General features: G+C 37.5%; 15 protein-coding genes and 3 pseudogenes. 14 read left to right on the plus strand and 4 right to left on the minus strand.

The window, feature by feature from the left end; all coding sequences use genetic code 11:
• Positions 1 to 179: 179 nt before the first annotated feature.
• The 5 genes from P3L56_RS09915 (at position 180) to ahpF (ending at position 7,569) form a co-directional block, all read left to right on the plus strand.
• Entirely contained in the window at positions 180 to 1,250 is a 1,071-nt protein-coding gene (locus P3L56_RS09915) for an HlyD family secretion protein (RefSeq protein ID WP_042843835.1), read from the plus strand.
• Positions 1,247 to 4,003 carry a ribosome-associated ATPase/putative transporter RbbA gene (gene rbbA, locus P3L56_RS09920; RefSeq protein ID WP_210831871.1) on the plus strand — a complete coding sequence of 919 codons (2,757 nt, stop codon included), beginning with the start codon at positions 1,247 to 1,249 and terminating at the stop codon, positions 4,001 to 4,003. Before P3L56_RS09915 ends, rbbA begins: the two co-directional genes overlap by 4 nt.
• A gap of 4 nt (positions 4,004 to 4,007) precedes the next feature.
• Positions 4,008 to 5,132 (plus strand): ABC transporter permease, encoded by a 1,125-nt coding sequence (locus P3L56_RS09925; RefSeq protein WP_162493717.1) that lies wholly within the window; start codon positions 4,008 to 4,010, stop codon positions 5,130 to 5,132.
• A gap of 185 nt (positions 5,133 to 5,317) precedes the next feature.
• Positions 5,318 to 5,881 (plus strand): alkyl hydroperoxide reductase subunit C, encoded by a 564-nt coding sequence (gene ahpC / locus P3L56_RS09930; protein WP_042843832.1) that lies wholly within the window; start codon positions 5,318 to 5,320, stop codon positions 5,879 to 5,881.
• A gap of 113 nt (positions 5,882 to 5,994) precedes the next feature.
• Entirely contained in the window at positions 5,995 to 7,569 is a 1,575-nt protein-coding gene (gene ahpF, locus P3L56_RS09935) for an alkyl hydroperoxide reductase subunit F (RefSeq protein ID WP_071548062.1), read from the plus strand.
• Between the two features lie 261 nt (positions 7,570 to 7,830).
• On the opposite strand, the pseudogene P3L56_RS09940 reads toward ahpF, so the two are convergent.
• Positions 7,831 to 7,980, minus strand: a pseudogene (locus P3L56_RS09940) (integrase); the annotation flags it as partial.
• Positions 7,981 to 8,016: 36 nt separating this feature from the next.
• On the opposite strand from P3L56_RS09940, the gene P3L56_RS09945 reads away from it, so the two are divergent.
• A complete protein-coding gene (locus tag P3L56_RS09945; protein ID WP_243853432.1) occupies positions 8,017 to 8,247 on the plus strand; it encodes a hypothetical protein in 231 nt (76 codons plus the stop codon).
• 695 nt (positions 8,248 to 8,942) lie between these two features.
• Positions 8,943 to 10,376 carry a hypothetical protein gene (locus P3L56_RS09950; protein ID WP_272686000.1) on the plus strand — a complete coding sequence of 478 codons (1,434 nt, stop codon included), beginning with the start codon at positions 8,943 to 8,945 and terminating at the stop codon, positions 10,374 to 10,376.
• A gap of 57 nt (positions 10,377 to 10,433) precedes the next feature.
• Here the strand turns inward: P3L56_RS09950 and P3L56_RS09955 are convergent.
• Positions 10,434 to 11,060 (minus strand): annotated as a pseudogene (locus tag P3L56_RS09955) (phage portal protein); the annotation flags it as partial.
• A gap of 302 nt (positions 11,061 to 11,362) precedes the next feature.
• Here P3L56_RS09955 and P3L56_RS09960 point away from each other — a divergent pair.
• Positions 11,363 to 11,710, plus strand: a pseudogene (locus P3L56_RS09960) (phage late control D family protein); the annotation flags it as partial.
• A 353-nt stretch (positions 11,711 to 12,063) separates the two neighbouring features.
• On the opposite strand, the gene P3L56_RS09965 reads toward P3L56_RS09960, so the two are convergent.
• Entirely contained in the window at positions 12,064 to 13,191 is a 1,128-nt protein-coding gene (locus tag P3L56_RS09965; protein ID WP_272685999.1) for a hypothetical protein, read from the minus strand.
• Positions 13,184 to 15,088 carry an AAA family ATPase gene (locus P3L56_RS09970; protein WP_272685998.1) on the minus strand — a complete coding sequence of 635 codons (1,905 nt, stop codon included), beginning with the start codon at positions 15,086 to 15,088 and terminating at the stop codon, positions 13,184 to 13,186. The genes P3L56_RS09965 and P3L56_RS09970 overlap by 8 nt, the downstream gene beginning before the upstream one ends.
• 1,047 nt (positions 15,089 to 16,135) lie before the next feature.
• On the opposite strand from P3L56_RS09970, the gene P3L56_RS09975 reads away from it, so the two are divergent.
• From P3L56_RS09975 to P3L56_RS10000, 6 genes are all read left to right on the plus strand, one after another.
• Positions 16,136 to 17,113 (plus strand): DUF1852 domain-containing protein, encoded by a 978-nt coding sequence (locus tag P3L56_RS09975; protein WP_131680002.1) that lies wholly within the window; start codon positions 16,136 to 16,138, stop codon positions 17,111 to 17,113.
• A 28-nt stretch (positions 17,114 to 17,141) separates the two neighbouring features.
• Positions 17,142 to 18,173: a methionine synthase gene (locus P3L56_RS09980; protein ID WP_042843827.1), complete on the plus strand. Its 1,032-nt coding sequence runs from the start codon at positions 17,142 to 17,144 to the stop codon at positions 18,171 to 18,173.
• A 379-nt stretch (positions 18,174 to 18,552) separates the two neighbouring features.
• On the plus strand, positions 18,553 to 20,160 hold the full coding sequence (locus P3L56_RS09985) for a GMC family oxidoreductase (RefSeq protein WP_198861404.1): 1,608 nt from the start codon (positions 18,553 to 18,555) through the stop codon (positions 20,158 to 20,160).
• A gap of 235 nt (positions 20,161 to 20,395) precedes the next feature.
• Positions 20,396 to 20,743 carry an HNH nuclease YajD gene (gene yajD / locus P3L56_RS09990; RefSeq protein ID WP_042843825.1) on the plus strand — a complete coding sequence of 116 codons (348 nt, stop codon included), beginning with the start codon at positions 20,396 to 20,398 and terminating at the stop codon, positions 20,741 to 20,743.
• A gap of 205 nt (positions 20,744 to 20,948) precedes the next feature.
• The gene (locus tag P3L56_RS09995) at positions 20,949 to 22,214 is read left to right on the plus strand and encodes a M24 family metallopeptidase (RefSeq protein ID WP_166684947.1); all 1,266 of its coding nucleotides are present in this window, start codon (positions 20,949 to 20,951) and stop codon (positions 22,212 to 22,214) included.
• A 21-nt stretch (positions 22,215 to 22,235) separates the two neighbouring features.
• Positions 22,236 to 22,907, plus strand: a complete 672-nt coding sequence (locus P3L56_RS10000) for a CerR family C-terminal domain-containing protein (protein ID WP_042843824.1) — start codon at positions 22,236 to 22,238, stop codon at positions 22,905 to 22,907.
• Positions 22,908 to 22,934: the final 27 nt, after the last annotated feature.

Consider the following 22,934-nt stretch of genomic DNA (forward strand, 5'->3'; position numbering starts at 1 on the left):
TAATAATCGAACTGTATTTGGAAAAATGTAGCTCGATTAAAAAAAGAAAGCATCACAACTTCAGTCTTAATCGTATTTATTTCGTATATAAACAGTTATACGGCTTTATTAATTTCACCAGGTTAATAATCAAAATAATTGTTGTTCATTGTTTTCTCATTTAATGGAAAAGGGATGGTATGAAAATAAATAAGCGAAAAGTATCGTTGTATCTCATTTTAATAATCATTATTGCCGTGGGCGGCTATTATTACTGGAGTGTGAACTCTGGGGGGCTACCTGCGGGCTTTGCGCAGAGTAACGGCCGTATTGAAGCAACTGAGATTGATATTGCGACTAAAACAGCAGGTAGAATTGAAACAATCAACGTAAAAGAAGGGGCTTTTGTTAAAGCAGGTCAAGAGCTCGCACGGATGGATACTCGTGCTCTTCAAGAGCAACTGCATGAAGTACAAGCACAATTGCGTCAAGCGATTAGTGCCGTCACTACGGCTGAATCTGCCTTAGCACAACGTAAGAGCGAAAAATTAGCCGCTCAAGCAGTCGTTCGCCAACGTGAAGCTGAGTTGAATGCCGCACAAAAACGGCTTAATCGTTCTAGAGCATTAGTCAGAACAAACGCCGTTTCACAGCAGCAAGTTGATGATGATACCGCGCAGATGCAAGGGGCTAGAGCCGCTTTAGAAGCTTCTAAAGCACAAGTTGCCGCATCGACTTCTGCCATTGATTCTGCTTCTGCAGGGATTGTACAAGCTAAAAACCGTGTTGAAGCTGCGACGGCTACAGAGCGCAGGATTTTAGCAGATTTAGACGATAGTATTTTAAAAGCCCCAAGAAATGGACGCGTTCAATACCGTGTAGCTGAGCCAGGAGAGGTACTTGGAGCCGGTGGACGGGTCTTAAATATGGTTGATTTAAGCGATGTTTATATGACATTTTTCTTGCCGACAGAAGATGCAGGGAAAGTTGCGATAGGTAGCGATGTCCATATTATCCTTGATGCTGCGCCTAATATTGTTATTCCGGCAAAAACAACCTTTGTTGCCAGTGTGGCTCAATTCACCCCAAAAACGGTGGAAACCCAAAATGAACGCTTAAAGCTAATGTTCCGGGTTAGGGCGCGCATATCACCTGAATTATTAGAGCAACACCTTGAATACGTCAAAACGGGGTTACCAGGAAAGGCTTATGTGCGTTTAGACCCAAATGAACCTTGGCCTGCTGAACTTGAGGTGAGATTACCGCAATGACCAACAAATTGATGGATGATGTGATAATCGATTTACAGCATGTCAGCCAGCATTATGGTGAAAATTGTGCGTTGGATGACATTGTTCTTTCTATCCCTGCGAGGAAAATGGTTGGGCTAATAGGGCCTGATGGAGTGGGTAAATCGAGTCTAATTTCACTAATTGCAGGGGCTAGGGCGATTCAGCAAGGCCACGTAAGGGTACTTGATGGGGATATGAACAGCGCTTTGCATCGCAGGGCAGTATGCCCACGAATTGCTTACATGCCGCAAGGGCTAGGAAAGAACCTGTACCACACACTATCCGTATATGAGAATGTGGATTTTTTTGGCCGGCTGTTTGGCCAATCAAAAGCTGAACGTGAGTACCGGATTCAAGACTTACTTGAAAGCACAGGGCTCGCTCCGTTTAAAGACCGACCCGCTGGTAAGCTATCGGGAGGGATGAAACAAAAATTAGGCCTATGTTGTGCGTTGATTCATGACCCGGATTTACTTATTTTAGATGAACCGACGACAGGGGTAGACCCATTATCTCGTGCGCAGTTCTGGGACCTGATTGACCGAATTCGTTTACGTCAAACAAACATGAGTGTATTAGTGGCAACCGCGTATATGGAAGAAGCGGAACGGTTCGATTGGTTGGTTGCGATGGACGACGGTAAAGTTTTAGCCACCGGTCACGCATCGGAGCTAAAAAAACAAACCCATTGTGATGATCTTGAAGCTGCGTTTATTCAATTGTTACCTGAAGAAAAACGCAGTGGCCACAAAAAAGTCATTATTCCCCCGCGTGATAAATCAAAAGATGATGTGATTGCGATTGAAGCGCAAGGCTTGACGATGCGCTTTGGTAATTTTGTGGCGGTTGACCATGTGAACTTAAAAATCCCTAAAGGGGAGATATTTGGTTTTTTAGGTTCTAACGGTTGTGGTAAATCGACCACCATGAAAATGCTAACCGGGCTATTACAAGCGAGTGAAGGACAAGCTTGGTTATTTGGGCAAGAAATTGACCCTAAAGATATTGAAACGCGTAAGCGTGTGGGCTATATGTCACAAGCCTTCTCCCTGTATAGCGAACTGAGTGTAGAGCAAAACCTTGAACTGCATGCGAAACTCTTTCATATTCCAGAAGATAGCATTGCACAGCGTATTAATGACATGTGCCAACGCTTTGAGTTGGAAGATGTTAGAGAAACCATGCCAGATGATTTACCTCTAGGCATCCGCCAGCGCTTATCGTTGGCCGTTGCGGTGATCCATGAACCAGAGATGTTAATCCTAGATGAGCCTACCTCAGGGGTCGATCCTGTCGCGAGGGATATGTTCTGGAATTTGATGGTAGACCTATCAAGACGTGACGGTGTCACAATTTTTATTTCGACCCACTTTATGAATGAAGCTGAGCGTTGTGACCGAATTTCGTTGATGCATGCAGGGAAAGTACTGGATTGTGATACGCCAGTTAATTTAACCAAAAAAAGAGGTTTAGGCACTCTTGAAGAAACCTTTATCGCCTATTTGCAAGATGCTGTAGGGGAAGCGGGAGCTGAGCAAGAAACAGCCCCTGAATTCCATGTTGACCTTGCATTAAAAGAGCAAGCAACAGATGCACTTAAAAAGCGTTTTAGCTTACGTCGGTTATTCAGCTATTCCATTCGTGAAGGCATGGAGCTTCGCCGCGACCCAGTTCGTTCAACATTAGCGTTACTTGGAACAGTGATCCTAATGTTTATTATGGGTTATGGGATTAGCATGGACGTCGAAAACTTACGCTTTTCAGTACTAGATCGTGACCAAACGGGGTTAAGTCAAGGATATACTCTAAACCTCGCAGGTTCTCGTTATTTTATAGAGCAGCCGCCTATCAAAGATTATGATGATTTAGAGGCTGGAATGCGTAGCGGTAAGATTACCGTTGCTATAGAAATTCCACCTAATTTTGCGAGGGATGTTGCTCGAGGAAATAATGTCAAAATTGGGGTATGGATTGATGGCGCAATGCCAAACCGAGCAGAAACGGTACGTGGCTACGTGCAAGCTATGCACCTTGCTTGGCTAAGTACAATGGCTGCTCGTCAACCTGTCGGGGTTGCAGGGATGCCGGCTATCGATATCGAAACTCGCTATCGTTATAACCCTGATGTTCGCAGCTTACCCGCTATTGTACCTGCGGTTATCCCATTGTTATTAATGATGATCCCAGCCATGTTAAGTGCTCTTAGTGTGGTACGCGAAAAAGAATTAGGTTCGATAATCAATCTTTATGTCACCCCGATCACCAAATTAGAGTTTTTGCTTGGTAAACAATTGCCTTATATTTTATTAGGCATGTTTAACTTTTTATTACTGTGCATTTTATCGGTATATATATTTGGTGTGGAATTTAAGGGGAGCTTCCTAACGTTGACGTTAGCGGCTTTCTTGTATGTCAGTATTGCAACGGGGATTGGTTTACTCATTTCTTGTTTTATGAAAAGCCAAATCGCTGCTATTTTTGGTACATCAATCATTACTTTAATTCCTGCGACTCAATTTTCAGGAATGATTGACCCCGTATCTTCATTAGAAGGAATAGGTCGGTGGGTTGGTATGGTCTACCCGACATCACATTTCTTAACCATCACTCGGGGGACATTCTCTAAGGGGCTGAATTTATTTGATTTACAGGCATCATTTATCCCGCTACTTATCACGGTACCGCTTGTTATTGGCTTAAGCGTATTGTTTTTGAAAAAGCAGGAGGTTTAGTATGATGCGTAAAATACAAAATATCATCAACCTAGGGGTTAAAGAGTTACGCAGCTTAGGCCGAGATAAAGCGATGCTTGCATTGATCGTCTTTGCGTTTACCGTTTCGATTTATTCATCGGCAACGGTTACGCCGGGTTCGTTACATAACGCGCCTATTGCGATAGCCGATCAAGACCGCTCACAGTTATCGAATCGGATCATCAACAGCTTTTATGCCCCGTATTTTTTACCCCCGGCAGATATTACACCTGACCAAATTGACGGTTTATTAAATAGAGGTTCATACACCTTCGCACTCGATATTCCGCCTAATTTTCAAAAAGATGTTCTTGCAGGGCGACAACCTGAAATCCAAGTTAATATTGATGCAACACGGATGAGCCAAGCTTTTTTAGGAAATAGCTATATCCAAAATATTACATTAGGAGAGGTTAACGAGTTTTTAGCAAAATATCGAAGTAATGCAAGCTTGCCAGTAGACTTAGAAGTGAGGATGCGTTTTAACCCTAATTTGACGCAATCGTGGTTCGGTTCCGTAATGGCGATTATCAACAATATCACGATGTTGTCTATTGTCTTGACTGGGGCTGCGTTAATCCGTGAACGGGAGCATGGCACAGTAGAGCACTTGATGGTGATGCCGTTGACGCCATTTGAAATCATGATGTCGAAAATATGGTCCATGGGGCTGGTGGTACTGATTGCATCGGGTGTTTCATTGTTGCTGGTGGTTAAAACCTTGCTGCAAGTTCCTATTGAGGGGTCTATATTGCTCTTTATGGGAGGGGTTGCGCTGAGTTTATTTGCGACGACATCAATCGGGATTTTTATGGGAACTATCGCAAGGTCCATGCCTCAGTTCGGTCTATTGATGATTTTAGTTTTATTACCTTTAAATATGCTTTCTGGGGGAATGACGGCACGTGAGAGTATGCCTCAATTAGTGCAAGATATTATGCAAACTATGCCGACAACTCACTTTGTTAGCCTTGCGCAAGCTATTTTGTATCGTGGTGCAGGTTTCCAAATAGTTTGGCCGCAATTTGTTATTTTAATCGTCATTGGGAGTGTTTTCTTTACACTTGCATTGTTCCGCTTCCGCAAAACTATTGCCACGATGGCATAATCATAGAAAAAATACCTTCCTAACAACAAAACGCTTGCTGAAGAGTTCAGTAAGCGTTTTAATGTCGCACCTATTAATTATATGACAATGATTAGGTTATACCTATCAAATCGATAGTGGGTACTGATTGGATTTAATTGCTGTAAAACAGTAACTTAATAGGCAACCAAACAGGAGAACATCATATGTCATTAATTAATACTCAAATCAAACCTTTTACTAACCAAGCATTCAAAGACGGTCAATTTATCGAAGTTTCTGAAAAAGACGTTGAAGGTAAATGGAGTGTTTTCTTCTTCTATCCAGCTGACTTTACTTTCGTTTGCCCAACGGAATTAGGCGATATTGCTGACCATTACGAAGAATTCCAAAAATTAGGTGTTGAGATTTTCTCTGTATCTACTGATACCCACTTTACACATAAAGCATGGCATGCAAGCTCAGACACTATTGGCAAAATTAAATATGCCATGATCGGTGACCCAACTGGCGCATTAACTCGTAACTTTGAAAATATGCGTGAGAATGAAGGTCTAGCAGACCGTGGTACGTTTGTTGTTGACCCACAAGGTATCATTCAAGCAATTGAAATCACTGCTGAAGGTATTGGCCGTGATGCTTCAGATTTACTGCGTAAAGTTAAAGCTGCGCAATACGTAGCTAGCCATCCAGGTGAAGTTTGCCCAGCGAAATGGAAAGAAGGTGATGCGACACTGTCTCCGTCTTTAGACTTAGTTGGCAAAATCTAATTAGTTTCTAGATTAATAAAAAAACTATTCAAGTTGCAGGTGTTTAGGCCTGCAACTTGAAGCATGGACGGGTATATGTACCCGATTTTATGATTAAAATTAAAGGGGATTACATGCTCGACAATAATTTACAGGCACAATTAAAAGCCTACTTAGAACGTTTAACTAAACCCGTTGAATTAGTTGCTAATATAGATGACAGCCAAAAATCAAATGAAATCAAACAGCTGTTAGAACAAATCGCATCACTATCAGATAAAGTCAGTGTGCGTGAAGAACGCAACGACGCGATAAGGACACCTTCTTTTTTAATTACTAACCCAGGAATAGATAGTGGCTTGCGTTTTGCAGGTTCGCCACTGGGACATGAATTTACCTCTCTTGTGCTGGCATTATTGCAAATTGGTGGTCATCCATCGAAAGAAGCACAAGAGTTATTGGAACAAGTTAAAGGCCTAGAAGGTGAGTTTCATTTTGAGACTTATTACTCGTTATCATGCCATAACTGCCCTGATGTTGTTCAAGCACTGAATTTAATGGCTGTATTGAACCCCAATGTTAGCCATACCGCGATTGACGGTGCGCTTTTTCAAAACGAAATTGACGAGCGTAATGTAATGGGCGTTCCTGCGGTTTTCCTTAATGGAAAAGAGTTTGGCCAAGGGCGTATGACATTAAGTGAGATTGTTAGCAAGGTTGATACCAACTCGGATGCACGCGCAGCAAAATCACTGACAGAACGTAAGCCATTTGAAGTACTGGTAATTGGCAGTGGCCCTGCGGGTGCTTCAGCTGCAATTTATACTGCTCGTAAAGGGATCCGTACTGGGGTGATCGGCGAGCGTTTTGGCGGCCAAGTAATGGATACCGTTGATATTGAAAACTATATTTCAGTGATTAAAACCGAAGGGGCAATTTTTGCGGGCGCGTTAAAAAATCATGTCGATAGTTATGATGTTGATGTCATTGATGGTCAATCGGTAGCGAAATTGATACCCGCAGCAGAGGAAGGTGGTTTACACCAAATTGAGACAGCATCAGGTGGTATCTTAAAATCACGCAGCATCATTATTTCTACGGGGGCTCGCTGGAGAAACATGGGCGTTCCTGGGGAACAAGAGTACCGCACTAAAGGCGTTACATTCTGCCCACATTGCGATGGTCCATTGTTTAAAGGTAAACGTGTAGCGGTAATTGGTGGTGGTAATTCAGGAATTGAAGCGGCTATCGATTTAGCGGGAGTCGTTGACCATGTTACTGTGCTTGAATTTGCACCAGAACTGAAAGCGGATTCTGTGTTGCAAGAAAAAGCCCGCAGTTTAAGTAATGTCGATATTATTTTGAATGCACAAACCTTAGAGGTTAAAGGTGATGGTAGCAAAATGACGGGTCTTGAGTATAAAGACCGTACAGATGATAGCGTTCATTTACTTGAGGTTGCAGGGGCATTCGTACAAATCGGTTTATTACCCAACACCAATTGGTTGGGAGATACCATCGCAAGAAACCGTATGGGTGAAATTGAAATCGACGCACGTAACGAAACGAGTGTTAAAGGTATTTTTGCCGCGGGGGACTGTACAACAGTACCTTATAAGCAAATTATTATTTCAGCCGGAGAAGGGGCAAAAGCCGCACTTAGCGCATTTGATTACCTGATCCGCACAAGTACCAGAACCGCTGAATAGGTGTAATTTACTTTATATTCAGTGAGTTGTAGTCAAAAGGCACTCGGGGGCGAGTGCCTTTTTTTTGTGCATAATCTGTACAAAAAAGGCTCAAAAGTGCCTAAAAGTGTTCAAGTGTGGACAACTTGTGGACGATCTAAACGCTGATTTGGTGGTACTTGCAGCGGAGAAATGCATCCCAGTGTGGACAATTTGTGGACATGAAAAAGTTAAATTTGTATTGCTTTTTGTCGTTCAAATCATCCTAAAACGAACAATCATTTAAGCTAACTCTGTTCCTCCTTTTAATGGGTTGTACGTAATCGCATCTTGAAGAAAGTCTGGTGCAAAGTGAGCGTAGGTCAGGGTTTGCTGTAATGTCGAGTGACCTAAGATCCTCTGCAAAGTAATAATACTGCCGCCATTAACCATGAGCGGATCGCCAAGAATCACGCACAGTTAATTGCATTGCTAGAAACGTTAGCGTTAGTTCTTCCTGTGAAAGCTGCCCATATACGGCAAACCCGTGACTTTATTATTGAGTTGTCCAAACAACGGGTTCAAGCGAATCAACTCGACCAACCGCAAGTAATGGAGTTTTGGGAGCTGTTTGATTATTTACACGATAACGAGGCTTTTGGTGTGAATCACAGTAGTGAAAAGGGTGTTTATGCGGTGAACTTTAACTATATTGCGTAGGTGGCCAGTGAACATCGTCAATCGATGTTGGTGAATACAGATATTAAAAATTTACTAAAATCAGGCCGAATGCGTAAGTTTGTGAGCGTTAAGACGGTAAGAAGTGTAGTAAACAGTGAGTTTAATAGCACGCTGCGGAGGGGATACGTTTAAAACACCTGAAGTGATTAAGTGCTGGGTATTTCAGGAAAACAGTGAGAGTTAGTTTCCCCCTCCATTCATCTATAGGCTGCCGATGTGCAGATTTCTTTATGTACATATATCCCTCCCTCAGCAAGTCTGCTTAACTACAAACACTTTCAATCATACTATGCACCTTTTGATAACACTTAATAAAATTAAGTAATATAATAATAATTAAAATATCAAAAGATATTTTCAAAGTTGTAGTTAGATTCAAAATTAGGAACTTTTAAAACCAATAGTATTAAAATTTTGCACAAAACAGCACAATCACTTTACCATTAAATTGTTATCACTTATTTGAATTGGTACGAGTTTAACTACATTATACGCTTGTCCCCCTTTTGCGTGTGGACGAGGCGGGGGAGTAAATGCACGCAAAGGGATAATGTTTAAGCTAATAGGCATCAAAGGTAAGGAATAGTACGTGAGTGAGATTTATCTTATGTACCTAAGGTAAATTTAACATTAAGACTATGCACTGATATTTGTTAATGATAAATGGAATTGTTATGTTTGATGGTCTTGGTTATGTTGTTGCGATCGGTGCGGTAGTCTTAATTACTTTATGTATAACCTACTTGATTTCAATTGGAAATGCTTTCAACGATACAATACCAAAGGATAAAACCTCAGAATGTAATTCTGAAAAATTTCTTGCTAAGGATGATGAAGAGAATAGTTTTAAAAGTAAATTAAAAAATAATAAAAAGGTTTATAAATGGAGAAGTCTGATTATTGCCTCTATTTTTATTCCATTTTTAAATTTTATATACTATTGTAATGTTGGGATTTATTTTGTTAAAGATAAAGGTGAAATATTTTTTGGTATTTTCACATTTTTCATATTTACATTTTTGAATTTTTTTCTGGTTGTTTTTAGGTTCAAAAAATCAAGTGAATTTGTTGGTGCATTCTTAATATCTTTTGTTGCATACAATATTATTTATTTTCCTCAGAAATTAAATGTTGATTTTGAAAATAAAGTACATTCATTTATTGCTAATGGAGACACTAACTCTTTAGAAAAAGAATTAGGGAAAAATTGCAGTTTAGTTGAGTATGAACTAGACGATTATATATGGTATGCATTATTTCGGTCTGAAGCCCCCATTGACTCTTTAGAGTTTTTATTTGGCTGCCAATTTCATGAAGATAACTTTGATGTTAATAAAATAGAAGAAGGTAGACATTACCTTCGGTCTTTTCTTGATAAAAAAATATCAAAGAATATAACAACAAATCATAATTTTGAGATTCTTTTTGCTGAAAATTATTTCACTTTGCTTGATGAAGAGTCAAAACGAAAATTAATACGGGAATTAGTATATAAAATTGCAACTGAAAGTAAGAAGGAATACAGTGATATATATATTAGTAGATTAGATAAGTTAATTGATTTAAATCCAAGTATTGCTAATTATGTTAATCTTCGTGATATTGATTATCATAAAATAATAGAGTATAGAGAAATTAATGCGACAAATTATTTTTTAACAAGATTGCCGCCTAGTAATGAAGATTATAAATTAGCAATGAATATATTGACGAATAATTTACCTTTCATCACTGAGAAAATTAAGAGTGATAGAGGTGTTTTAGAAAATACAACCATCAATGATATTGATTCCTACTTTTATAAAAAGAAAAATATAAATCTAATTTTTTATGCATTTTATGTTGGTAATGCAGAAATGATTAATTATTTGATTGAAAATAAATTGTTTAAAATCGAAGATTATAACTATGAAATGAAAACGACTGGCAGTTATGAAGCAGGTTGCAACAACTACTTAGTTACAGGTATTGCTGAGAGTTGGACTCTTAATGAAGATGAGAAAAAAGCATTGCTACAAAAATTAAAAGGTTTACCAAATATTTGTGACCGAATGATTGAAGTGGAATTAAATAAAATTGATGAGATGTTAGCCAAGTATAAGTCTTAATCGCTGCTTAGATAAGCAAACTGAGTTAATGGATCACTCAGTTTGCTTATCTTTAGTTTATTTATAATTCGACTCTTTTCCCTTTACCTGAGTCAAGAAATCCAGCAACGCATATTGTTTAAAGCGGATCACCTCAACACCTAGCATGTCGTTAATTGATTTCATGCTTTCCATTAGTGGTAATAACTCATTGAACCAAAACACCATTGCGGCCTTATCAACATCACCAAGACTGCCCGAGCCTTGCGGGATGATCCCCATCAGCTGTGGTGGTATCCGGTGCATAGCCAACAAATCATCGTGGGTGGTGTCCTTGATACCGACAAACTCATCTTTGGCACTGATTTGGGAGAAAGGTAAAATTTGAATCCCATCCTTGCCACCATTGGCAGCATAGACAAAGATATTCTTAAATGCCTTGCCTTTGCGGGCTTCAGTGAGTGATTTCTTTAATGATTCAACGGCCTTGTCGTCGGCTAATGCTGCGAAAAGATACACTATTACACCGGCGTGACTTCCTTCTGATAATAGTTTGTCCGAAATAAGGTAACTGAATGATTCAAGTTAGCGGAAATAAGCCCCGCCATATATCTCTTGGTGAATACACGGATTTTTCAAATGAATAATGCTATTTTTGTGGGATTCGTAGGCATCTTGGTAATTCTTCCTTTGTAGTATCACTCCTAACTCTGTCGTGACTAAAGACATTCCTCCTTGTGTCATTGTTGGTGGGCATTCCTGAGAAGATAATTAAATATCGTTTTGATGAAAATACGATTCAACGATTATTAAATAGTAATTAGTGGGATTATCACATTACAGATTTGCCATCCAATCTCTATTGCAGTGATATAAATCTATTTTTGGATGAATTAGTGACAAATTTATCTCGTAGAAATACAGTTAAATATAACTATACAAATTTTAATTTGTCAGAAATCTTTAGTGAGTATCACAATAGTGATTTTAAGTTTTGGGGCTAATGGTCGAGCAAAAAAGAGGGCGATTACATCGAGGACGCCGAGGGAAATATTTTTGTGATGCGACAAACCTTTAAAAACGAACAATCCGCTAAACGTGCCGCCGCGGCCAAGTAGTCAAAATTACAAAGGGGCGTAGCAGAATTTAATATTACGTTGGCCGAGGGGCGCGCCGACCTTTACCCTGAAATGCCCGTCATGGTAACTGGCTTTAAACCGACCATTGATAGTCACCAGTGGGTGATTAGCCGAGTGACGCACATCATTGATGGGAACGGGTTTATAACCCATTTGGAACTGGAAATAAAAATCAAAGATATTGATATGACGGATGACGAGCAAAGTGACGGATAGTTGATTATAATAACGTCAGGCATACCCATAACCCAAGGTTATAAAATGGCGTTCAATTGTCCAAAGTGTGGCGCTGTGACTTATACCAAAACTAGTAAATCCATGAGTAGTGAAACCCGTAGAAGCTTGTGTGGTTGTTCTTTTACGACAATAACCTCAGTAGAGATTTATCTCACAAAAACAATCTCACAATAGTTGCCAGAAGGCTTTGAGATCCCGATGGATGAGTTACCTAGATCACATCGGGGGGAGAAGCAGATGGAGATGTTTTGAAGTATTGTGCTAGAACTAGGTTAATTAGCAAATTTATTAACTAACTTAGTTCTAAACGATAATGGCAACACGGAGTTGTTTTATTTAAAGTCTTTTAGAATATCATTTTTTAATTTTGACAATGGGGTAGTTAAATAGTCACTCTCATTACCAGTTACACCAAAAATCATAAGGCTAAACTCTTCGTTAGATATTCCATCATTTTTGATTATGTTTTCAATGGATTTTTTATATCCATTATGAAAAATTTGTCTTTTTTTTAGTAACATGGAAATATCTTCTTTGTGACTTTCATATATTTCTTTGTGTCTAAAGAAATAGGAATTGTTTTTTTCTAATGTATCATTTGGCGTTATTTTTAAATCAAAATCGTTGGTGTTTCCAAATATCCCACTAATGCTTCTGTAGGATATTTCAAAATATTTTTTATCTGATGGCATATCAACGTAAATAGATGGCCATGGAAATAATTTGTCACTTTTTATTATGCAATTACAATAAGAACATGATGGTATAAAATTTAATAATGTTAGTGAGTATAGTGGAAATACGGATTTTGGAAATAAATGATCTATTTGTGCTATGGATTTTATTTTTCCCTGATATGAGTATGTGTCTATATACTGCCTATTGCAATAAGGACAAACTTTAATTTCATTATTTTCTAGTATTTCATTTCGTATATTTTTTTGAAATCTCAAGAAATCATTATAATCGAAAATTTTTCTTATTTTTTCATTGTTATCATTGAATTTATTTCTCACATGCTTGTGAAATATTAAGAAGCTCTTTTCAGTTTTTATTATTTTTGGATCATTTATACCAAGGGTAATCAGTATTTTATTTTTTTTAAAAGAGTCAATTATGCTTTTTCGTTTATCTATTAGGTTTTTTTTATAGCCCAATCCTGACTTTTTATTAAATTGTATTTTTATTATTTTTAGATAATCACTTCCATGTAGTAGAAATTGTGATATTTCGTAATAGTCATTTAAAAAAGATTGATATTTATCATTCAAATTATCAAAAGAAAATGGGTCGTATGCAATACGATTTATTAAATCATTTATAATAATATCATTGGACTTAAATGAATGATGAAAAAAAGTAAATCCAATGTTTTTTTTCAATACAAAGGATTGTACTAGTTTTTTGTATTTTAGTATGAATTGACTATTAAATACTTTATTTTTAGAAAGTTTAATCATGATGTTTTCCATTGATCTCATTAAGTAGTTTATTTTTTTTTGAGATTAGAGTCTGTATATCGTCTTCTATTTTTTCTAATTGTAATTCTTTATTGAAATTGTGATTATCGCAAAGCTTTGTAAGTAACGTTTTTCGAATGTAAGTATCGTCAATAGTATTTATTAATCTCTGTAGTTCATTATATTTTTTGGAATTTATACTTTTATCATCAATCAAATTCAAAATGTCATTTATTTTATTTTCTGCAAATTTGCCAATGGGTTGTGATAAAAAGAAAGAATCATTTATAATGTCATATACATTACTAGCAAAGCTGTGTGTTGCTTTTGTACTATAAAAAGTCTTCAGTAAGGAGTTGTATTCGATTTTAATTACATTTTCTTTCATAAGGTCACTGATAATGTATGGTGAATGTGTTGATATAATAAGTTGGAATTTACACTCTGAATGCTCTTTTTTTAAATAATCTAACAAGTAAGCAAAAAAACGTCTTGACCATTCTGGATGCAGGTTTTCATCATATTCATCTAAAATAATAATAAAGTTTTTAATATTATCAATTTCATTTTCACTTAAGTTAATTGCTTTGCTGATACCTGCTATTTTACTATTTAAACTATACTCTCCACTGCTCATATTAGGAATTCTTATAGCTATAGGAGCATTTATCTCTTCAATTTTTAAAATTAGTTCATGTATTGAATTATCATATTCATTTAATGGTATAGAGCATGAAATTTTATTTTTTCCTGATGATTGTCCATTGTTGAAAGTTAATTTGTTATTATTTTTAATTAAACTTATAATTTCAAAAAAAAGCTGTATGTTTAGATGCTCGAAAAGATAATCATGATTATTTTCTAAATACTTTATAATTTCAATAGTTGTTTTCATTAAGGATTCTTTAATGAGGGTGAAATTAAGCATATCATCATCATATTCATTATTTGTAATTATTTTCTTACAATTAGTGATATTTTCTTCATCGATTATATTATTTATAATATACGTGATGTAAGACTCAATTAAACTAATTATGAAAAGATCTTCGTTCCTTTCTATTTTTTTTATATTTTTTTTGCTACGTATAAATATTAGTGAATCATGTTCTAAATAATAATTTAATTGTGAGTAAAACTTTATTTCCGTGCTATCTTTATTCGTATCTATAATATTTATGTTTATGTTTTTTTTGTTTAAATTACTACAGAAATCATTATTTTTAGTTATGAATTCATATAAGCTAGCTACGTTAGTTTTTAAATAACTCCTTTTGAAACCATAATTACGGCTATCATACTCATGTATATTTGAATTGCCATAACTATTTTTATTATTAGAAAAATCAGGGTTGTGTATAATGCAGTAGTTATTTTGAATATTTCCATTATTCTGTATGAAATCATCAAAATATAATTCATTATTATCTTTTTTTAGACTATATGCTATATATTTTTTTGCATATTTATGTATATTAAACTTTTCTTCTAAATTAAATCCTTCAAGAAAATATGCGCCATTGTTTTCATATATGGCCATCCATTGGCTATCTGGATAACAAGATTGTACATCTAAACGATTTAAACCCAAAATATTTAAAATAGTACTTTTCCCACTCCCATTTTTTCCTACGATAGCACTGACATTGATTATATTTTCACCATAAAAATTGAGGGGGGCTTGATGTTCGAGTTCTTTAATTTCTAATGTATTATCTTTTTTAAGTGTTATAAATGTATTTTCGGATAAATTTATACCTAGGTTAAAATCAACATCATAACAACGCCATAGATAAAAATAAATTAGCTTCATTGCATCTCCAACAAATAAATTAATTGATATATTATAATAACAAAAACTAATGTTTTTAACATCATATACGATATAAACTTTCATGTTATAACATCTACTAATTGATTACTTTGTAAGTAAATATACTTATTTTGATGGGAATTTAATCAAGTAAATAAAAGGGCATATTTGTTGTAAAATAAAGCCTCTCGTCAAAAGAGGCTTTATAAGTGTGGTCAATATGTGGACATCAACATTGACTAAATCCATTTAAATCAATTGCTTAAATCACTTTTAGAACGCCGCACTTAGCGCATTTGACTACCTCATCCGCACAAGTACCAGAACCGCTGAATAGGTGTAATTTACTTTATATTCAGTGAGTTGTAGTCAAAAGGCACTCGGGGGCGAGTGCCTTTTTTTTGTGCACAATCTGTACAAAAAAGGCTCAAAAGTGCCTAAAAGTGTTCAAGTGTGGACAACTTGTGGACATTAATCATTGACTAAATCCATTTAAATCAATTGTTTAACTCACTTTATATTTGCTTAACAAATGAGGTATTTTCAACAAAAGATAGAGTTTCGAACAACAGCACCGAGAAAATTATTGATGATGATATTCTATAGCTTCATCACACACATCGAAGTTTTCGTCATTTCAGCAGTAGATCACACCAGAGAATTGTGACCCATCATCATTATCATCACGTAGAGGTAGATAAATCTTCAAAGGCGAGCGTTCTACTAAAGGTGTCGTGATGGTTAAAATTACAAAGAGGTATGGCAAAATTTGATATTACCTCGCTGGAAAAGGGGTTATCTTCCGACATTATAAAGTTTCTTATCAAAATAAATGTTATAAATGTGGAGCAGTTCTTAGATATTAATTATCAACAAAATCAAAAGCTAATCATTTTCTGGATACCACGATTAACACTTTATATTCCAGTCTTTATATGCTGATCTTTTGATCATGAAGATAACTCATGTTCCAAATGAAATTAAGTCGCTTTAACTCATTCATCGGCTCTGGCATAAATTAGGTTATTCAAAATCATTAACTTATTGACAACATAAATATTGATAAATGGAAACGTGATTTTAAAAGCGAGGCTCCGTTTCCATCTTGGCGCTTAGGATGCAACAAACACGATGAATAAAGATTTTACCTTTAAGATTAAAAGCAGTGTTTTCGACGAGAATTATAACCCTTCGGAAAATACTCGCATTACGACCAACTTTGCTAATTTAGCGAGAGGGGAAAACCGTCAAGAAAATTTACGTAACACGCTGGTGATGATGAATAATCGTTTTAATACACTAGCGTATTGGGATAACCCAAAAAGTGACCGTTATTCAATCGAAATTGAAATTATTTCGGTAGAGATGAGCGTTGAAAAAAGTGCCAATACTTTTCCTGTTATTGAAATACTAAGAACTAATATTATCGATAAAAAAACGGGTAAAAGGATAGAAGGACTTGTCGGAAATAACTTTTCGTCTTATGTCCGTGACTATGATTTCAGTGTTCTATTGCTAGACCATAATAAAAACCAAACAAACTTTAGCCTTCCCGAAAATTTTGGTGATTTGCATGGGAACATCTTTAAATATTTTGTAAATTCAAATGAGTATAAAGCGCGCTTTAACAAGGCGCCAGTGATATGTTTAAGTGTATCAAATAAAGACATTTACCACCGTACAGGAAATCAACACCCGGTATTAGGGATAGAATATCAGCAAAATGGTAGCTCATTAACGGATAAATATTTTAAAAAAATGGGATTACAGGTTCGCTATTTCATGCCGAAAAATAGTGTTGCACCGTTGGCCTTTTATTTTACGGGGGATTTGCTGAATGATTACAGCAATATTGAGTTGATTGGCACAATCAGCACGATGGAAACATTCCAGAAAATTTATCGCCCTGAAATTTATAATGCGAACTCTGTCGCAGGGCAATGCTATCAACCGAGTTTGACGAACCAAGATTATTCATTAACAAAAATTGTTTATGACCGCGAAGAACGTAGCCGACTGGCTATTGAGCAGGGGAAATATACAGAAGAACACTTTATTGAACCCTACAAACATATTCTAGAGAAATGGTCTGCTAACTGCGTGCTTTGATTAATTTAAAAATTTAAGGTCAATTATTATGAAAATATTATTACCAACATCCACTGCAGGTAGCTTACCGAAACCTTCATGGCTTGCTGAACCGGAGAAACTTTGGTCTCCTTGGAAATTACAGAATGATGAATTAATTGAGGGAAAACAAGACGCGCTTCGTTTATCTTTGGACGATCAGCTACGGGCAGGGATTGATATTGTTAGCGATGGTGAGCAAACACGCCAGCATTTTGTGACGACATTTATTGAACACCTTAGCGGCGTTGATTTTGAGAAACGTCAGGTGGTTAAAATTCGTGACCGTTATGAGGCAAGTGTTCCTACCGTTGTTGGTGCCGTTGCGCGCCAAAAACCTGTCTTTGTGGAAGATGCCAAATTTTTACGTCAGTTAACTAACCAACCGATTAAATGGGCTCTGCCAGGCCCGATGACGATGATCGACACGCTGTACGATAACCACTATAAAAGTCGTGAAAAACTGGCTTGGGAATTTGCTAAAATCCTCAATCAAGAAGCAAAAGAGCTTGAGGCGGCAGGGGTTGATATTATCCAGTTTGATGAACCCGCTTTTAATGTTTTCTTTGATGAAGTTAATGATTGGGGAATAGCGGCATTAGAAAGAGCTATTGAAGGGCTAAAATGTGAAACTGCTGTTCATATCTGTTATGGCTATGGCATTAAAGCCAACACAGATTGGAAAAAATCGTTGGGAACAGAGTGGCGGCAGTATGAAGAAGCATTTCCTAAACTGCAAACTTCGAATATCGACATCATTTCTTTAGAGTGTCATAACTCACGTGTTCCTATGGATTTGATCGAACTGATCCGTGGTAAAAAAGTGATGGTAGGGGCCATTGATGTGGCAACAAATACGATAGAAACCCCTGAAGAGGTTGCGAACACATTACGTAAAGCCCTTGAGTTTGTTGATGCAGATAAACTTTACCCTTCGACAAACTGTGGTATGGCTCCATTATCTCGTCAAGTGGCTAGCGGTAAACTCAATGCGTTAAGTGCCGGAGCAGAAATCATCCGTAGAGAGCTTTCAACGAAGTAGTTGCGCTAAATCCCCTAGTTTTGTAATAGGTTTATTTCTTATCATCACATGTTAAAGAAGCTTCTTACCTATAAGAAGCTTCTTTAATACAATTAGAGTTAAATGACATTTCTTCCCTATCACCGTTGGATGACTAATTAAATGTTAACCTATTAATAAAGGGTTAATGACGTTTTGGTTATCGTCAATTTACCGTCAATTCATCCGTAAAAAACACCATATATAGCCACTAATTAATATCCCTTTAAATAGTTAAAGTAGGAAATTATTTTTGATTTAAATCACATTAACTAAATATTATTCATACATTAACAAATCAAAAGCGCTATTGTTAAATTAATGGGAATGCATTGTTAATCTTTTGGGTGGTGGATCGGAAATGAATACAGAAAAATATGACTATATTATTGTCGGTGCGGGCTCTGCGGGATGTGTTCTTGCTGCTCGATTGATTCAGAACATTCAAGCTAGGGTATTACTTCTCGAAGCTGGAGGAAGTGATAACCACATGTTTATTCGTATGCCAGCAGGCGTGGCTAAAATTATTGCACAAAAAAGCTGGCCTTACGAAACCGAACCGGAAGCTCATGCGAACAACCGTAAAATGCAGATTGCTCAAGGGAAAGTTCTTGGGGGAAGTAGCTCTGTAAATGGCATGATTTATATCCGCGGCCAAAAACAAGATTACGATAATTGGGCTCAAAATTATGGTTGCGAAGGTTGGGGTTACGATGATGTGCTCCCGTGGTTTAAAAAAGCGGAACGTAACGAAAGCCTGACAGGTGAGTATCATGGAACCGAAGGGCCTCTCCCTGTGAGTGAGAACAGGTACCGGCACCCACTATCGATGGCATTTATTCGTGCGTCACAAGAACACGGATTACCTTATGTTAATGACCTCAATGGGGGAAACCAGCAGGGTACTGGTTTTTACCAAACGACAACCCACAATGGTGAAAGAGCAAGCACTTCAAAAACATATTTAAAATCGGTGGAAAATAGCGAAAAACTCACGCTAAAACTGAATGCACAAGTTAACCGCATTATTATCCGTAATGGCTGTGCTGTTGGTGTTGCTTATCAAGGGAAAAGTGGACATGAAATAGAAGCGTTTGCAACAAATGAAGTTCTTATTTGTTCAGGCGCGATGGGGTCAGCAAAATTATTGATGTTGTCAGGCATTGGGCCAGAAGAACATCTTTCCAGTCTGGGTATTGATACCGTTGCAAATCTGCCTGTTGGCAAAAATTTTCATGACCATTTGCATATGTCAATTAACGTGACAACCAAACAACCAATTAGCTTATTTGGTGCGGACCAAGGGCTAAATGCGATTAAACATGGACTGGAATGGATGGTCTTTCGTAGTGGGCTATTAGCCTCTAATGTATTAGAAGGTGCTGCGTTTAAAGACAGTTGTAACCAAGGGCGCCCTGATGTACAAATCCATTTTCTTCCTATATTGGATAGCTGGGATGATGTTCCTGGTGAGCCATTACCAGCGACTCACGGTTTTACATTGAAAGTGGGGTATCTTCAACCCAAATCCCGTGGTGAAGTTTTATTGCGTAGTCGTGACCCTCTCGTCCCGTTAAAAATTCATGCAAATTATCTTGCTTCGCCTGAAGATATGGAAGGTTGCAAACGAGCAGTTAAATTTGGTTTAGAAGTGCTCAATTCACCGTCATTGCAAGCGGTAAGCAAAGATATTTTGATGCCTCCTGCGGCGGTATATGATGATGAACGGCAGTTAGAAGAGTTTGTCCGTAATTTTTGTAAAACGGTTTATCACCCCGTGGGAACTTGCCGCATGGGAACAGAAACAACAAATTCGGTAACAGATTTACGTTTAAGGGTTCATGGTATTAAGAATTTACGGGTGGTGGATTGCTCTGTCATACCAGAGATCCCAAGTGGTAATACGAATGCGCCAACGATAATGATTGCAGAGCGTGCAGCAGCAATGATTATTGAGGATAGAAAATAAATTTTATTATTGTTATGTCTGCTGAGGGTAGTCTCAGCAGCTGACTTTTGGGGGGTATCAAAAAACACCTGAGCTACACAAGACATAGGTAACTGGTGTTTAATGTGGTTCTATATGTCAGGCACGTTGATCAGTTGATTAAAATTCTACTTTTTGCATTTCTCCTTTTGTTCCCAGATAGGGTATATTAAAGAAATCATCGTAAAGTTGTTTTTTATTATAGGTAACATTGGCAATGGCAGTGATCCCAAAAAACTATGCGCGCTTGGAAAGCGGCTACCGTGAGAAAGCACTTAAAATTTACCCGTGGATATGTGGGCGATGTACTCGGGAGTTTGTGTATTCAAATTTACGCGAATTAACGGTTCATCATATCGACCATGACCACACCAATAACCCAGAAGATGGTAGCAATTGGGAATTATTGTGTCTGTTTTGTCATGACCATGAACACTCCAAGTATACGGAAGCTGACCAGTACGGTACACGCGTGGTCGCAGGGGAGGATGCGCAAGATGATGTTGAAGCCGCAACTTACAATCCCTTTGCAGATTTAAAATCAATGTTAAATAAAAAGAAATAATTTTAGTCGTAAAACTGCGCTTATAGTTAATCAATGATAGCAAATACATTTATCTGAGTGTATTTGCTATCGTTAATGCCTCACTAAATACCCATTTTTTAATTCCCTGATCCGCACGATATGTTCATATGATTGTTTGACAAAGGGGATTACTCAGGCTTATATTTAATTCATTCAAATGAATTAAATATAAAGAGAGATGATGATGAATACAATAGCTGTTCCAAGCCCCTTTTCTTTTGAAGAACGTGATAGAAGGTGGGGGATAGCAAGGAAAATCATGCAGTTAAATGACCTAGAAGTCTTAATGATTTATGGGGATAGGGAGTCAGCTGCGCCAGCACCTTTTTGTATTGACCACTACTTTACTAATGACCGCTTAGGTTCCGTCGTGATTTTTCATCAAGATAAAGCACCGCTGGTGGTGACATTTGCGCCAATGATGGTGGCTGACCATATGCAAGCGCAGATGCGGGGCGATGTACAATGGATCTCGCCAGAGCAGATTATTGTGGGTAAAACAGGGCGAAATATTGCACAAATATTTGTTGATTTAGGGGTATCAGCCAATGCGAATATCGGTGTGGTGGGTTTGGAACCTTATCCCCCATTTTATTTTGATGGGGCGATGCCTTATAACACGTTAACAGGTATCAAAGAACGCTTACCTCAACTTAATTTTGTGCCTGTGTATAAACATTTTTTCCAGTTAGCTTCAGTGAAAAGTGCCGAAGAATTAGAGCATGTAAGATATGCTGCGATGATTGGTGAAGCAATGAGTGAATCAATGCGCGCAACTGCGTTGGTCGGTCACTCAGAAGCCGATATTGCCGCAGCAGTGACAGCCAAGTGTTTGTCCATGGGCGGGTTTACTGCCGAAATTTTAATGGGTTCTGGCCCTGAGTATATTGGTTGGGGGCAACCTGCTTGGCAATATCGTTCACAGCCACCGCGTAAAATTGAGCAAGGTGATATTGTCTTGAGTGAAATATTTGCACTGTATGGGATGTATGAAACACAACACCAAGCCGCAGTCGCTGTAGGGAAAATTCACCCTAACCTCGAAAAGGCTGCAGCCGTCGCACGGGAATGCTATGAAATAGGCGTTGAAAATCTGAAAGAAGGTGTCACTTTTGGGGAAGTGGTCGATAAAATGGAACAGCCTCTTTTAAAATCAAAAGGATGGCATGTTCACCCGTTGATCCACAGTATTAACCCATATGGGCCAATTGGTTTTGGTACTGCGCCGGGTATCGAGTCTTTACCTATTGCACAAAAGTATCGCCAATTAGAGCGTTTACCGAACCCTGGTCGTGAGCTGGTGTTAAAAGCAGGTATGACATTTGCCTTTGAACCTAATTGCGCATTTGGTTACCATTTATGTAATTTGGGTGGAACTGTCGTCGTTGGTCAAGGTCAGGGTATTGAACTGAATCATAATTCAACTTATCTTATGCGGGCAGATAATTAATTGATGGAATAACAGCGGGATATGACTGAAACCAATAAAAATACACTTTCTTCTGAGTCAACCAAAGAAAAGTTAATCAATGAAGGGATTAAACAGTTTGCTCTTCATGGTATTAATGGTGTAAGGACGCGACAACTAGCTGAAAATGCAGGAGTTAACCAGTCTGCAATTCCGTATCATATGGGCGGGAAATTGGGCGTTTATACCGCTGTTATCCAAAAAATAGCCGCTGATTTATCCCAAGCGAGTAATATTCAGCTATTTGATGATCAGATGGCAAAGATAAAAACACAGTCTGTTGTGGAAAATGAGCAAATAAATCAATTGGCATGTTTATTGATTAAAGGATTGGGTAATGCATTACTATTACCTGAACATGAATATTACTCAGTATTGATCCTTCGGGAGCAGTTAGAACCGACAGAAAATTATGATGTTATTTATCGTGATTTTATTGAGCCTTTTCATATTAGGTTATCTAGCCTCGTTCAATTGGCTCATTCGGTTGATGAGCAAACTGCAATTATTCGCGCCCATACATTAATCGGCCAAGTATTAGGCTTTGTTGTTGCACGCAAGCCATTACTCAAGCGATTAGAGCGCGAACAAATAGATGATGCGTTGTTAGCACAAATTATGCAGCAAATTTGTTTAATGACGAGCAACGCATTTCTTATCTCTATACAAAACTAATATGGCGAATATAGCTTTCCACATGGT

It is taken from the genome of Providencia sp. PROV024, from assembly GCF_032709665.1.
Lineage (GTDB): Bacteria > Pseudomonadota > Gammaproteobacteria > Enterobacterales > Enterobacteriaceae > Providencia > Providencia huashanensis.

What these genes read in the sequence shown, in the direction of transcription:
- P3L56_RS09980 (WP_042843827.1), top strand. Translation starts at nt 17,142, where the DNA reads ATGAAAATATTATTACCAACATCCACTGCAGGTAGCTTACCGAAACCT.
- P3L56_RS10000 (WP_042843824.1), top strand. Translation starts at nt 22,236, where the DNA reads ATGACTGAAACCAATAAAAATACACTTTCTTCTGAGTCAACCAAAGAA.
- P3L56_RS09950 (WP_272686000.1), top strand. Translation starts at nt 8,943, where the DNA reads ATGTTTGATGGTCTTGGTTATGTTGTTGCGATCGGTGCGGTAGTCTTA.
- P3L56_RS09965 (WP_272685999.1), bottom strand. Translation starts at nt 13,191, where the DNA reads ATGATTAAACTTTCTAAAAATAAAGTATTTAATAGTCAATTCATACTA.
- P3L56_RS09985 (WP_198861404.1), top strand. Translation starts at nt 18,553, where the DNA reads ATGAATACAGAAAAATATGACTATATTATTGTCGGTGCGGGCTCTGCG.
- P3L56_RS09975 (WP_131680002.1), top strand. Translation starts at nt 16,136, where the DNA reads ATGAATAAAGATTTTACCTTTAAGATTAAAAGCAGTGTTTTCGACGAG.
- ahpC (WP_042843832.1), top strand. Translation starts at nt 5,318, where the DNA reads ATGTCATTAATTAATACTCAAATCAAACCTTTTACTAACCAAGCATTC.
- ahpF (WP_071548062.1), top strand. Translation starts at nt 5,995, where the DNA reads ATGCTCGACAATAATTTACAGGCACAATTAAAAGCCTACTTAGAACGT.
- yajD (WP_042843825.1), top strand. Translation starts at nt 20,396, where the DNA reads ATGGCAGTGATCCCAAAAAACTATGCGCGCTTGGAAAGCGGCTACCGT.
- P3L56_RS09995 (WP_166684947.1), top strand. Translation starts at nt 20,949, where the DNA reads ATGAATACAATAGCTGTTCCAAGCCCCTTTTCTTTTGAAGAACGTGAT.
- P3L56_RS09925 (WP_162493717.1), top strand. Translation starts at nt 4,008, where the DNA reads ATGCGTAAAATACAAAATATCATCAACCTAGGGGTTAAAGAGTTACGC.
- P3L56_RS09915 (WP_042843835.1), top strand. Translation starts at nt 180, where the DNA reads ATGAAAATAAATAAGCGAAAAGTATCGTTGTATCTCATTTTAATAATC.
- P3L56_RS09970 (WP_272685998.1), bottom strand. Translation starts at nt 15,088, where the DNA reads ATGAAAGTTTATATCGTATATGATGTTAAAAACATTAGTTTTTGTTAT.
- rbbA (WP_210831871.1), top strand. Translation starts at nt 1,247, where the DNA reads ATGACCAACAAATTGATGGATGATGTGATAATCGATTTACAGCATGTC.